The following is a 12,024-nucleotide window of genomic DNA, read 5'->3' as shown; positions in this document are numbered from 1 at the left end:
GTTCCAGACAGCAGGACCGGACAGGGAGTTCTTCGGAGTCGTTTGATGACCGTCGGCGATGCCGTAACAGGACCGATCGGGATGTGGAACAGTGGTCGGAAACGAAGCGCCGTTGGCGACGAACTTGGTAGAACGAACCTGATGGTAGCACGATGGTGAGGGCCGTCTGGAAGGGCCATAACGCAAATATTTTTGCAAGAAAATCACTTGCACGAGACGTGGTGCACTGCTTGGACAACGAGGAATACGCTATTCCACCTTCGTGTGATTTCGCTTGCCAGCGACGACTTCGAAGTGTATTTGGAGTGCCACTTTGGGACTGCAGCAGGTCGTTTTCACTTGTGCCCCCGGTAGTGGGACGGGATACTTCTCTGGTCCTAACAACCTTTGGTCCCGGAGTCATTCCATGGTAACGAATCGGCTGTTCTCTCTTTGCCTGCTCGCTGCGTCGGCTGTTTCAGCGAGTGCGCAAGGCACTACAACAGCACTGACTGCCACACCGGCATCCGGTACAGCCGGGACTTCGGTCTCGATGACGGCAACGGTTCGAGGCGCGGCCTCTTCGGCGATGAAACCGCAAGGGACAGTCACCTTTCTAGACGGACAACAAGCCATCAGCACCGCGACTCTTTCGTCAGCGAATTGGGTTGCGCCCACACTTGCACCAGGCGCGCTGATGATGGGCAGTGTGGACAGCCGCGCGGCGTGCCTGCTGGTTACCGCTGATCTGAATGCTGACGGGAAGATGGACCTCCTCTCATACTGCGGAGGGGCGTTTCAGGTTTTCCTCGGAGATGGCGCGGGACATTACGGCTCACTGCCCGCACAGACGTACACGGCTTCGACGGCGTTTTATGAACCGGCACTACTCGACGTCAATGGAGACGGCAACGTCGACATCGCTCTACCAGGCGGGACGACCCTGACGGTTCTGTATGGGAATGGCTCCGGCACTTTTGCGGCGCCGGTTAGCTTTCCGGGGATCGCTGCACAGTCGATCGGTTCGTATCAGATTGATAACAACGGCACACTCTACAGCAATGCACTTTCAGCGCTTGGATACGCAGATCTGGATGGCGATGGTTTGAAGGATGTCATCATCGGAGAGTTATCGGATAACTCGGCGCAGGGGGTTCTTTCGGAGGTTGTCTCTGTTTACAGGAACCAGGGCAGCGGAAATTTTACGTATCTGGGTAGCGCCGCACTCGAGGACAGCACAACCTCTTCCGGCATCACCCAATTGACGGGAACCGTTCGTTCGTTTGCCCTAGCGGATGTGACGGGAGATCAAAAGCTCGACGTGATAGCAGCGTATGGCTATGTGACGAACACGCCGGCAAGCCAGAACATTCAGCCTGCCGCACATATCGGCGTCCTGGTGAATGACGGGACCGGCTTACTGAGTGTCGCCTCAAGGCTTGATGCGACTTGTTCTGGCTTAGGAGTCGGCTGCACGCCCTGCGACGTCGCCAGCAGCACCACCGTTGGTGGTCCGAACAGCAGCACAATCTGCGGACCTTCCATTGTGACGGGGGACTTCGCGGGCCGTGGTAAGACTGATTTGGCGATCTCCGGCCAGCCGCCAACACCGAATGGAAACGTGTCTGTTTATCCAGGGAACGGTGATGGAACCTTTGGTTCCCCGCATGTATTTGCGTCGGTTCTAGCCGTATCCAACGCAGGCAATCCCAGGCTCACCGGGGCGTACCCTTCGCTCGTTGCGACGGATTTCGATTTCGATGGAAAGCTGGACCTGTTGGATTCGCAAGGTTACGTTTATCTGGGAAACGGAAACTTCAACTTCACAAGTCAAAGCTTTGCAACCGCGCGCAATCTGCTTGGGTTTGTCTACGGCGTGACCAATTGGAATGGCGGAATCGTCGGCCAACTGCTAACGGCAGACTTTAACGCAGACGGTCTGGCCGACTTTTGCTTCCAGACCGCGCCGCTCGACGGTAAGCCGCTGTTCTTGTTTGGATCGAACGGCTCCATCGCGGTGTCCTCTTCCAAGCCTGCAGCAGGCACGCACAGCATCACAGCGGCTTACGCAGGCGTAGCACCCTTCGCCGCCAGCACCTCGCCAGCGGTGGTTGTGACCATCGGCCAGCAGACGCCTACCATCACGGGAAGTGCCTCGCCCACGTCGGCACCGGTGACGCAACCGATTACGTTGAGTGTGAAGGTGACTACGCCTACGATTGTGCCAACCGGCGCTGTGACCTTCACCGCTGGCACGACGACGCTCGGCACTGGGACGCTGGATGCGAGCGGGAATGCGTCCATTTCGTACACGTTCACGACTGTGGGAACACAGACTGTTACGGCCAGCTATGCGGGTGACGCGAATACCGCAGCCGGTTCCGTGACCATCACTGCGACGACGCTCAACCCGTTTGCCGTGAGCACCTCCAGCGGCAGCACGACGCTGAGTGCGACTCGCGGGGGTTCGACGACCTCGGCTATTGTCGTCGCTTCGCAGAACGGTTTTAACGGTACGGTGGCCTTCGCGTGCGGCAGCTTGCCGACCGGTGTCACGTGTGCTTTTGCGCCGGCTACCGTTACAGTCACCGGCACCGCACCGGGCAACACGACGATGACCGTTTCAGTCGCCACTACGGTGAGCTTGCTGAATGATCTGCGAGGCAGTGGCGGCGGCCTGATGCTGGCTGGTGTCTGCCTGGTCTGTGTCGCGGGTGCATCGCGCCGCCGTCGTGTCATCAGCAACACGTTGCTTGCGCTTGCGGTGTCGGTCGCGGTGATCGGTGCAGCGGGGTGCAGTGGCAGTGACGGTGGTGGTAGCACTGGCACAGGCAGTGGTAGCGGGACGTCGACCAGCACAGCGAAGAGCTATACCTTCAACGTCACAGCTACCTCCGGCGCGGCACAAACGACAACCGCCTACACCATCAACGTGCAGTAGGGTGAGTGCTCTTGGCGGGCTAACCAGGTAGCTGAGTCAGTCACAAAGCAAAGGGGCACGGCTTATGCTGTGCCCCTTTGCTTGTACCGCCCTCTCTAATGGACTTACTTTAGCGGCAGTGTGATGACCTCGATGGTCAGCGGCGGTACGGTGCGGTGGGTTGCTGCGGCTGCGCGCAGCTTTGATGTCACCGGCACGATGTGCTTCGGATCGGTCAGCGTGTTGGTGTCGGCGCGGTTGTTGGCGTGCAGTGTTGTCAGCGTCGCCTCTCCCGCAATGGTTGCGCCGTCGATCTTCACATCCAACGCCTGCGGCTCGGTCGATGCGTTCACGACCTTCAGATACAGCTTCGACGCATCGCGCGTCACGCTGTAGAAGAAGCGCTTGTTGGCGCCGGTGATGGCGGAGGTTGGAACGTCCGTGCCGAGAAACTCTGCGAAGATGCTCTGCGCGTAGTAGCTGGGCGAGCCGTAGCTGGTCGCGGCGTCGTAGCCGATCAGGTTGCTCTCCCACTGCATGCCACCCGGGTTTACGTTCACCAGCATCGGTGCGTACGCCGACATGACGATCAGGTCGCTATTGCGCTCCATGCCGGTCATCCAGGCGGCATCGCCCAGTGCAGCGCCCATGTCCGTGGTGGGGAAGCCTTCGCGTGTTGCCCACTCACCCACGAAGATCTTTGCGCCCGTGCGCGGCATGTTGTCGTACCGATCGACCATCGCGTAGAAGTCTTCCGCGCGCTTGTAGTAGTGGTCGTCGATTACGTCTGGCTGGCCGCGCTTTACGTGGGCGGTTGCGATCACCTGCAGTTGCGGATACTTCTTTTTGATGGCGGTGTTGAACTGCGGGAATCGCGTCTCATAGCTGCCGCTGTGATCCAGGTCATCCTCGTTTCCAACCTCGACATAGTGGAGCGGGAAGGGCGCGGGATGGCCCAGCTTTGCGCGCACGGCGCCCCACTTGGTGGAGGTGTCTCCGATGACGAACTCGATCTCATCCAGCGCATCGTCGACGAAGGGCTGCATGGCGGGGCCGGCATGCACGAAGTCGCCCTTGAGTGAGTAGCCCGCATAGACGGCGAGCACCGGCTCAATCTTCAGATCTTCGGTCCATTCCAGAAACTCGAGCAGACCCAGGCCGTCGCTGGACTGGTAGCTCCAGGGTCCGCGATGCGTCGGGCGATCCGCGATGGGGCCGATGGTCGTCTTCCAGTCGAAACGCTGATCGATCTGGTCGCCTTCAAGGTAGTTGCCGCCGGGCATGCGCAGAAACTTCGGGTGCAGGCCGGCCATCATCTCCATCAGGTCGGTACGGTTGCCGTTGGCGCGACCCTTGTAGGTGGGTGGAAAGAGCGAGACGAGTGAGAGGCTTACCTTGCCCGCTTTTGGGAATGTGAGGAGCAGGTGGTTGTCCTTGGATGCCTTCACGTCACCGGTCTTCAGCGTGAAGGTGTACTGCTTCCAGTCGCCGTTGATCGCGCTGACGGTGGTGCTGGCAACCGTCTTGCCGCTGCCGTTGTGAACCAGCGAGACGCCGACCGTGTCCAGGCTGTCGCCCTTTGCGTAGAACGAGCCGGTGTAGGTCGTGTTGGGCTGCAGGGCCATGCCCCACCAGCCGTCGTTGCGCAGGCCAGCGGGATGCGCGGCGTCCGCCGCATCGACCGTAACGGCGACGCTGCTGCCGACCGCTTCGCTGGGTCCGGTTGAATCGTCCCACTTCAGCGAAGCGTGGGAGTCGCCGGCGTTGTCCAGCATCCAGTACTGAATGCCCATCCAGTTCTTTTCAAAGGTGCGGTTACGCACCATCTCGGCGTACAGGCCGCCGTCGTAGGAGTAGTTAATCTCTTCTGTCATCAGGCCGTAGAGCATGGGGCTGACGGCGTGCAGCGGCTTGTCTGCCTGCACTGTCAGAACCGCGGATTGCTGCGCCGGCAGGGACAGCGCACAGGTGAAGGCAGAGAGCATGGCAAGGCGAACGAACGGGCGCATGGCAGGTTTCCTCAAGGGCAACATGCTATCGCGCGAGGGGATATTTTTCGCGCAACAAACGAATTCGGGCACGCTCCTACATGTTCCTAAAGGACTTGTGGGGCGGTATCTAAGCCACGATCTGGCCGACGTCTTAGAGTCGAGAGGTGGACACCCGCTTTCTTGCCTGACTCCAGACTTGGAGATCTGTGAAAAATCGGGTACGATAGTTGAGTTGTCCGCGATGCGCCGCTTCTGCGATGCGCGTGGCCTGGCAGGGTGCTGTAACGCCCGCCGGACGGGACATCCACTTTACAGCTCAGCGCTGCTGTCACTCTCACCTGACATGAGGGCCTTGCAGGCGAGCGCAGGAGATTTACGATGCCGAAGCGCACTTTCCAGCCGAACCGCCGCCGCCGCGCCAAGACGCATGGCTTTCTGACCCGCATGAAGACCAAGGCAGGCCAGAACGTGCTGAACCGTCGTCGCGCCAAGGGCCGTCATAAGATTGCCGTCTCCGCCGGCTTCCGCGACTAGTTCGCGCCTCACCCAGACATCCGAAAGGGCGCGCCACAAGCGCGCCCTTTCTCTTTTGCTGCTGACACTCCGGGTATCCCGTCTTCGCAAGATGTGAATTCCCGCCGTCACTAGAGCCACCGATGCTTACTCCTTCCAATCCGGCCAGCAAGACCGCCTTTGCCGACCTGCGTTTGCGCAAGCATGCGGACTATCAGCGTGCGTACAACGCCTCTCGCAAGCAGCACGCGAAGGAACTGACCTGGTTCTGCGCGCGTCGTGATGCGATGCCGACGCGTACGCTGCATCCGGCGGAACTGCTGCACGGAGCGCCCTATTCCGGTCCGCGGATTGGGCTGACCGTTGGCAAGGTGATGGGTAAAGCGCACGACCGCAACCGCATCAAGCGCCGCATGCGTGCGGCGGTTGCCCTGCACGCCGGCCTGATTGCAGGCCTGGAGATCGACGTGATCCTGCACCCGCGCCGCAGCGTTCTTCTGCTGGACTGGGAGAAGCTGCAGCGGGAGGTTGCAAATGTCTTCCGTGCGGTTCGGAAGCAGTGCGGCACGCCGAAGCCGGCCGTCGCGCCTGCACCTACCACTCCTGCGGAGATCTAAAAGCGATGGCAAACGGCTCATCCGGCAACGAAGATTCTCTGTCGATGCCGTCGGCGGCTGCCCGCGCTGCCCTGCTGGTCTATCGCCGGGTGCTCTCTCCCATGCTGCACAGCATGGGCTTCACCAACTGCCGTTACACGCCGACCTGCTCGGAGTATGCCGAAGTAGCGATCGCCCGCTTTGGCGTGGTCCGCGGCTCGTGGCTTGCCGTCAGGCGGATCGCGCGCTGCCATCCCTTCAGCAAGGGCGGTCTGGACAACGTTCCGGAACGTTGAAGCGCTGGGTTGACGAGCAACCAAAGAAAGATGCTTGTTTTGATATCACTTCGCACTCTTACGTGCAGTGGTATCAGGTTTACTCCCAGAAGCCGGGTAAGGTCAGGAGTTGCAGGTGAGTCGCACCTGTCAGCACCCCCAGACAGCACAGGAGACTCCCTTTTATGAAGCAGTCCAACTCCCCCTTGAAGCAGTGGAGCAAACCCACCATGCAGGTTGCGTCGGCCGCAGATGCGGCCGCGCAGTTTGTAGCCGGTGCATTCGACGGCACATATCTCAGTCCCGATACGCAGCAGAATCCCCTGCAGAGCTAGGCATTCCACGACCACGGAACCCCAGGTATGCCACCGGAAGATACAACTGAGGCGAAGGTTCTGCGCCTGTGGTGCGAGATCCTTGGCAAGACCGATCTGGGTGACACGCGAAGCTTCCTCACAGCGGGCGGCACGTATGAAAGTGCGGACCGCATGCTCGAGGAGGCGACGTGCCGATTTGGCACTCCTTCGCTCACTCGCGAATACTTTCTGCGAAGTCCCACCGTGGACCGCCTTGTCTCCATGATCGATCGCAGCGATCTTGAGGGCGAAGCACCGCATCTGTTGCTTCTCCAACAGGGTTCCGACCTCTCGCTTCCCGAGATCTTTTGTATTCCTCCCGCATGGGATGAAGGTGGCAGTTTTCGGCGAATCGCGAACGCTCTTGGGCCGGAGTGGACGGTGTCCATGGTCCGCCCGGACTCTTCGCTGCTTACTCCCGCGAATCCTTACAACCTGGATGCGACTGCGAACCGCATCGTGGAGCAGATACGATCGGCACGCACGACGGGGTGTACGTTCATCCTTGTTGGGTCCTGTCTCGGCGGGCTCATCGCTTATCTCGCAGCGCCCGCTTTGCGTCCAGACGGTTGCGCCGGCCTTGTTCTGCTGGATACACCGATGCCCGGCCATCCGTATCCCTACCCAGGCCTTTCCTATCCACGCAGCGTCTTCCAGTATCTGCGGGCAAGATCGCGGGCGGCAGGGGCTCCGGAGTGTCAAGACACGATGAAGCGAGTGGTAGCTCGCAAGCTTGCCTGGCACGTGCTCAGCAGGTCGCGATCACTCCTGCGTCCGTTCTGGCGAACCCACTTGCTGAAGCGTGTCGCCTCCCAGGCAAAATGTTTTGAAGTGCCTCACTTCTTCCGCATCAAGCCGATGGAACTGCCGACTCTGCACTTTCTGGCAGATGCGGAGAAAGACTTTAACCTGCGCATGTCGCGGATGGCCTGGGGACACTTCCATAGAGCCAGCTTTACCAAGGTCGGCCTTGCCGGCGGGCATGGCGAAGTATTCTTCCGGCCCAATATTCCAAAGATCGCGGACGGAATTCGCTCATGGGTTTCCGGGCTTTGAATTCAGGCGGCTGATCTTTTGCTTCAGCCCACGAAAAGGGGGTGAGGGCTTAGCGCCCTCACCCCTTCTTCGTGGCGACCTTTTCGTTACTACTGCGGTGTGCCCGGCTTGCCTGCGTCGGGTGCGGGGACCGCCGTTGGGAACAGGTTCTTCAACGGCTCGTCGTGCTCCTTGTTCATTTCCGGGTGCGGGTAGGGCTTGCGGGGCATCATCGCTTCACGCTCGCTCGTGTTGTAGAGGAAGATCGCCTCGACGACGGCGGCCTGCTGCAGGTCAGCCGCGTGGATGCGCTCGACCGTGTCCATGTTGCTGTGGTGGGTGCGCGTCTCGTAATCCATTGGGTCCTGGATGTACTGGAAGCCGGGCAGGCCGAGGGCGTCGTACGACAGGTGATCGGTGCCGCCGGTGTTTCGATTGGTGATGGTGGTGACGCCCAGGTCACGCAGCGGTGCGATCCACTGCGCGAAGATGGGACCGATGGCGTAGTTGCCCTGCGTGTACACACCGCGGACGCGGCCGGTGCCGTTGTCGAGGTTGTAGTAGGCGTCCAGCGTCTCCCACTCCTTGGTGGTCTTCAGCGGGCCGTTGGCGACGGGCTGGCCGGTTGGTCCCATGGGAGCGCCGGGCAGGATGGTCACCTCGCCGAAGTGCTGCTTCACGTAGCCGCGACTGCCGTACAGGCCCTGCTCTTCACCACTCCACAGCGCAATGCGGATGGTCCGCTTTGGCTTGAGACCGATCGCCTTGAGGATGCGGACTGCCTCCATGGCTACGACCGAGCCTGCGCCGTTGTCGGTAGCACCGGTACCGCTGATCCAGCTATCCAGGTGGCCGCCGACCATCACAACCTGGTCCTTCAGCTTCGGGTCCGTGCCGGGGATTTCAGCAATGGTGTTGAAGCCGTGTTCGTGATCGCCGGTGAAGGCTACTTCAATGTTGACCTCCATCTTGACGGGTACGCGCGCCTTCAGCAGGCGATAGATGCGGCCATACATCTCGACGGTGGTGACGGCGTTGGGCACGTTTACAGCGTTTGCGCGGGTCTGCGCGCCACGGATGAGGTTCGCGCCATTGTCGTCAAAGATGATGCCGGTACCGCCGCCCTTGCCGCCATCGCGGCTGGGTGTCAGGATGGCGGCGACGCCCTCGTCCGTCATCATCTTCAGGGCTGCGGTGCGCAGTGCTGTGGCACGGTTGCGCTCTGCGAGCAGCGCGGCGATGTTCACACCGCCGGCACGCGGAGTCTCCGGGCCTTCCATCTCCTTCAACTCTTCTTCGGTGTAGCGATGGAAGAGCGGATCGGTCAGGTCGACGATGGCGTGCGGCGCGCCGAGCAGGACGATCTTACCGGCGAGCTTGCCCTTGTACTTTGCAAGGTCCGCTTCGTTCGTCAGTTCCAGGACGACAGCATCGGCGGTCACGGCACCCTTGGTAGCGGGCGACCACGGTGCTGCCTGGATCCAGATAGGCTCAGTGTCCGGCGTGATCATGCGGGCCCAGCTATTGACCTGGCTCCAGCCCATGCCGAACTCGCCCCAGTCTTCAAGATGAGCGTTTACCAGACCTGCGTCCGTCAGCCGGTCACGTGTCCACTCGTTCGCCTTCTTCATATTGGGCGAGCCGGTCAGGCGCGGGCCGATGCCGTCGCTGAGGCCGCTCATGTACTCCATGACGTGCGAGTGCGACAGCCCCTCGGTACGGATCTGTGCGTAGATGCCAAGGTCGATGTCTTCGGTGGCGGGCTGCGGACCGTAGTAGCTTGGCGCTTTCTTTGCGGCCTGCGCCATCGCAACCGGGATGGCAGTGACAGCGATCGTGGACAACAGAGTGACCGCGCAGACGCCGCGGCGAAGTGCTCCCATGAGATGCATCGGGTAAAGCCTCCAAAAAGGTGGTGATGAATTGACTGGTGATATCGGGGACGGTTCCAGATTACTCAATGACCGTCGATACCTTCTGCCTTTTAGCGACATATGTCCCTTGCCGTTTCCCATGTTGGTCTGCGCGATTGCATGCTGCGTTGCGTGAGTGCGATGCTTGCCATGCCTAACCCGTCGAATCCCCCTTGGCGAATTCAGTCTCTTGAGGTCCGTATGTTTCGAATGATCCGCACCGCTGTTCCGGCGCTTGCGCTGCTGTTGACACCGCTTGTCCCATCGCAGGCACAAGCTGTGGCAGGCACGCCCATCCGTGTCGCCATCGTTGGTCTTACGCATGGCCATGTGAAGGGCTTCCTGCACTCCTTGCCAAACAGCACCACTGCAAAGCTGGTTGCGATTGTGGAGCCGGACCAGGCACTCGCCAAGCAGTATGCCGCCCAGTACAAGCTTGACTCTACCCTCTTCTACACAGACGAAGAGACCATGCTGAACAAGCTGCATCCCGATGCCGTGCTGGGCTACGGCACCATTGCGGAGCACCGGAAGGTGATCGAGATTGCCGCGAATCACGGCGTGAACAGCATGGTCGAGAAGCCACTGACCACCACCGTGGAAGACGCCCTCGCGATTCGCAAGGCTGCGCACGACCACCACGTCCAGGTGCTGGTGAACTACGAGACCACCTGGTACAACAGCAACGCCGAAGCATTGAAGGAGATCAAGGACGGCAAGCTGGGTACGGTGCGTAAGATCCTGGTGCGCGATGGCCATGAGGGACCGAAGGAGATTGGTGTCGGCCCGGAGTGGCTGCCCTGGATCACCGATCCAAAGCAGAACGGTGCGGGTGCGCTGTTTGACTTTGGTTGCTACGGCGCCGACCTGGCCACCGTGATCAACGGAGGTAAGACTCCGCTGAGTGTCACGGCGATTGGACAGACACACAAGCCGGAGATCTACACGCGCACCGAGGATGATGCCACCGTGATCGTCGCCTACCCCGGCATGCAGGCGATCCTGATGCCGTCGTGGGACTGGAGCTTTGCCGTGAAGAATATGGAAGTCTACGGCAACAAGGGTGAGCTGTTTACCGTTGCGGGCAATGACATTGTGACGCGATACAAGGGCGATAAGTCTGAGTCGCCCGCTCACCCGGCGCCTGCACTGCCGCACAACCAGAGCAACTCGCTGGACTATCTGGCCGCCGTGCTGCATCACGAGGTCGATCCCAGCGGCGACCTGTCGTCGCTGGAGACGAACATGGTCGTCGTGCAGATCCTGGATGCCGCCCGCGAGAGCATCCGCACCGGCCGGACGGTCATGCTGAAGCCGCTGCCCTCCCGCTAACGACGCGCGTTAATTGCCGGTCTGAAGCAGGGCTCCCGGCCCTGCTTCAGACCGGCTATTTCCGTGGCAACGTCGCGACAAAAGCAAGGGCGCCGGCGATCAGCGGGTCGAAGGTAGCGCCCCCGCCGTAGGCCTCGGCTGAGGCGCGCACCCAGCCGCGCATGGGCCGGGTGCCACTCATCATGGCGGTGACGCCGGGGAGCTCGAGTGCCCACGCGACGTTATCCTTACCCAGCCGCACCAGCAGGCTATCGGTCTTGGCACCGCACAGCAGGTTACCGTGCTGCATCCAGACCCAGCCGCCGAACATGGCCTTCGTGATCAGGCCGGGCTGTCCGCGCAAGGCGTCGTTGACCATCGCCTCGAGTCCCGCATCGCGCGCCATGTCCCTCTCCTTACTTGCTCAGATTCGCCGGGAGGGGATTGTCCGGCCGCTCCGTATCCCAGAAGATCTGCAGAATGTAGTACCGGGTGCCGTCGAAGAGCAGCTCAAAGCTGTTGACGCCGCGGACGTACGGCTCCGCGTCTGTGGTCTTGTGGCGAATGCCGTAGGACTCATACACGTGCGTGGTGCGCCCAAAGCTCTCGACCTGATACGCAATGGGCTTCTCAAAAAAGGTTTGCCCGCCGGCACGCTTCTCGTAGTCGTCGATCGACATCACCGTCACGTCGGCCGGGCCGGACTTTGGGACGCGCGTGACGACCATGCGTCCTGCTCCCGGGATGAAGAGCGAGCGGACGCGCTGCCAGTCGCGCGGCGTTCCTGCCTCGCCTGAGATGGCGTCGGAGACGGCGGCGATGATCGCCTGCGGCGAACTCACATCGGCAGGATTTGCTTTTGGCCACTCCGGGTGAGCCGCGATAGCGCCAGGTGCCGGTGCAGCCGGCGTCGGCGCAGGCGCGGTCTGCGCCGATGCGACGGACGCAACGCATAGAAACGTGGGGAGAAGGACCTTGCGAGAGAGAAAGGATGTCATGGTTGGCACTCGCAGCCAACGGTATCAGAACGTCCCAAGCCCAGTCGTTATCCCTTACGACAGTTTTTTTTCGCAGGTCGCGGGTTGCGAAACGGACAAGTTGTTGCCGCAACCTCGCCGAAGCTCTTCCGGATTGC

Annotated in this window: 11 protein-coding genes; 7 read left to right on the top strand and 4 right to left on the bottom strand. The window is 60.9% G+C overall.

The window, feature by feature from the left end; genetic code table 11:
• Positions 1-406: 406 nt before the first annotated feature.
• Positions 407-2,920 carry an Ig-like domain repeat protein gene (locus tag TERRO_RS21650; RefSeq protein WP_014787857.1) on the top strand — a complete coding sequence of 838 codons (2,514 nt, stop codon included), beginning with the start codon at positions 407-409 and terminating at the stop codon, positions 2,918-2,920.
• A gap of 104 nt (positions 2,921-3,024) precedes the next feature.
• On the opposite strand, the gene TERRO_RS21645 is transcribed toward TERRO_RS21650, so the two are convergent.
• Positions 3,025-4,908 (bottom strand): alpha-L-arabinofuranosidase C-terminal domain-containing protein, encoded by a 1,884-nt coding sequence (locus tag TERRO_RS21645; RefSeq protein ID WP_014787856.1) that lies wholly within the window; start codon positions 4,906-4,908, stop codon positions 3,025-3,027.
• A 360-nt stretch (positions 4,909-5,268) separates the two neighbouring features.
• Here TERRO_RS21645 and rpmH point away from each other — a divergent pair, with 360 nt between their 5' ends.
• The 5 genes from rpmH to TERRO_RS21625 all read left to right on the top strand — a co-directional run bounded on the left by rpmH (position 5,269) and on the right by TERRO_RS21625 (position 7,686).
• The gene (gene rpmH, locus TERRO_RS21640) at positions 5,269-5,424 is read left to right on the top strand and encodes a 50S ribosomal protein L34 (RefSeq protein ID WP_014787855.1); all 156 of its coding nucleotides are present in this window, start codon (positions 5,269-5,271) and stop codon (positions 5,422-5,424) included.
• Positions 5,425-5,546: 122 nt separating this feature from the next.
• The gene (rnpA, locus tag TERRO_RS22525) at positions 5,547-6,020 is read left to right on the top strand and encodes a ribonuclease P protein component (protein WP_014787854.1); all 474 of its coding nucleotides are present in this window, start codon (positions 5,547-5,549) and stop codon (positions 6,018-6,020) included.
• 5 nt (positions 6,021-6,025) lie between these two features.
• Positions 6,026-6,295, top strand: a complete 270-nt coding sequence (gene yidD / locus TERRO_RS21630; protein WP_014787853.1) for a membrane protein insertion efficiency factor YidD — start codon at positions 6,026-6,028, stop codon at positions 6,293-6,295.
• A 164-nt stretch (positions 6,296-6,459) separates the two neighbouring features.
• Positions 6,460-6,609: a hypothetical protein gene (locus TERRO_RS23365; protein WP_014787852.1), complete on the top strand. Its 150-nt coding sequence runs from the start codon at positions 6,460-6,462 to the stop codon at positions 6,607-6,609.
• A 27-nt stretch (positions 6,610-6,636) separates the two neighbouring features.
• On the top strand, positions 6,637-7,686 hold the full coding sequence (locus TERRO_RS21625) for a thioesterase domain-containing protein (RefSeq protein WP_041592774.1): 1,050 nt from the start codon (positions 6,637-6,639) through the stop codon (positions 7,684-7,686).
• An 89-nt stretch (positions 7,687-7,775) separates the two neighbouring features.
• Here TERRO_RS21625 and TERRO_RS21620 read toward each other — a convergent pair whose 3' ends face one another.
• On the bottom strand, positions 7,776-9,557 hold the full coding sequence (locus TERRO_RS21620) for a M20/M25/M40 family metallo-hydrolase (RefSeq protein WP_014787851.1): 1,782 nt from the start codon (positions 9,555-9,557) through the stop codon (positions 7,776-7,778).
• 222 nt (positions 9,558-9,779) lie between these two features.
• On the opposite strand from TERRO_RS21620, the gene TERRO_RS21615 reads away from it, so the two are divergent.
• On the top strand, positions 9,780-10,910 hold the full coding sequence (locus tag TERRO_RS21615) for a Gfo/Idh/MocA family protein (RefSeq protein WP_014787850.1): 1,131 nt from the start codon (positions 9,780-9,782) through the stop codon (positions 10,908-10,910).
• A 55-nt stretch (positions 10,911-10,965) separates the two neighbouring features.
• Here the strand turns inward: TERRO_RS21615 and TERRO_RS21610 are convergent, their stop codons facing one another.
• Positions 10,966-11,295 (bottom strand): TfoX/Sxy family protein, encoded by a 330-nt coding sequence (locus TERRO_RS21610; protein ID WP_014787849.1) that lies wholly within the window; start codon positions 11,293-11,295, stop codon positions 10,966-10,968.
• A 10-nt stretch (positions 11,296-11,305) separates the two neighbouring features.
• Complete coding sequence (locus tag TERRO_RS21605; RefSeq protein ID WP_014787848.1) at positions 11,306-11,887, bottom strand: hypothetical protein; 582 nt, start codon at positions 11,885-11,887, stop codon at positions 11,306-11,308.
• Positions 11,888-12,024 lie beyond the last annotated feature (137 nt).

The sequence above is a fragment of the Terriglobus roseus DSM 18391 genome (assembly GCF_000265425.1).
GTDB classification, from domain to species: domain Bacteria; phylum Acidobacteriota; class Terriglobia; order Terriglobales; family Acidobacteriaceae; genus Terriglobus; species Terriglobus roseus.
The sequence above is the reverse complement of the archived record's forward strand: the minus strand, read 5'-3'. Positions and strand labels throughout refer to the sequence as shown.

What these genes read in the sequence shown, in the direction of transcription:
- TERRO_RS21615 (WP_014787850.1), top strand. Translation starts at nt 9,780, where the DNA reads ATGTTTCGAATGATCCGCACCGCTGTTCCGGCGCTTGCGCTGCTGTTG.
- TERRO_RS21625 (WP_041592774.1), top strand. Translation starts at nt 6,637, where the DNA reads ATGCCACCGGAAGATACAACTGAGGCGAAGGTTCTGCGCCTGTGGTGC.
- TERRO_RS21645 (WP_014787856.1), bottom strand. Translation starts at nt 4,908, where the DNA reads ATGCGCCCGTTCGTTCGCCTTGCCATGCTCTCTGCCTTCACCTGTGCG.
- TERRO_RS21620 (WP_014787851.1), bottom strand. Translation starts at nt 9,557, where the DNA reads ATGCATCTCATGGGAGCACTTCGCCGCGGCGTCTGCGCGGTCACTCTG.
- TERRO_RS21605 (WP_014787848.1), bottom strand. Translation starts at nt 11,887, where the DNA reads ATGACATCCTTTCTCTCTCGCAAGGTCCTTCTCCCCACGTTTCTATGC.
- TERRO_RS23365 (WP_014787852.1), top strand. Translation starts at nt 6,460, where the DNA reads ATGAAGCAGTCCAACTCCCCCTTGAAGCAGTGGAGCAAACCCACCATG.
- yidD (WP_014787853.1), top strand. Translation starts at nt 6,026, where the DNA reads ATGGCAAACGGCTCATCCGGCAACGAAGATTCTCTGTCGATGCCGTCG.
- TERRO_RS21610 (WP_014787849.1), bottom strand. Translation starts at nt 11,295, where the DNA reads ATGGCGCGCGATGCGGGACTCGAGGCGATGGTCAACGACGCCTTGCGC.
- rpmH (WP_014787855.1), top strand. Translation starts at nt 5,269, where the DNA reads ATGCCGAAGCGCACTTTCCAGCCGAACCGCCGCCGCCGCGCCAAGACG.
- TERRO_RS21650 (WP_014787857.1), top strand. Translation starts at nt 407, where the DNA reads ATGGTAACGAATCGGCTGTTCTCTCTTTGCCTGCTCGCTGCGTCGGCT.
- rnpA (WP_014787854.1), top strand. Translation starts at nt 5,547, where the DNA reads ATGCTTACTCCTTCCAATCCGGCCAGCAAGACCGCCTTTGCCGACCTG.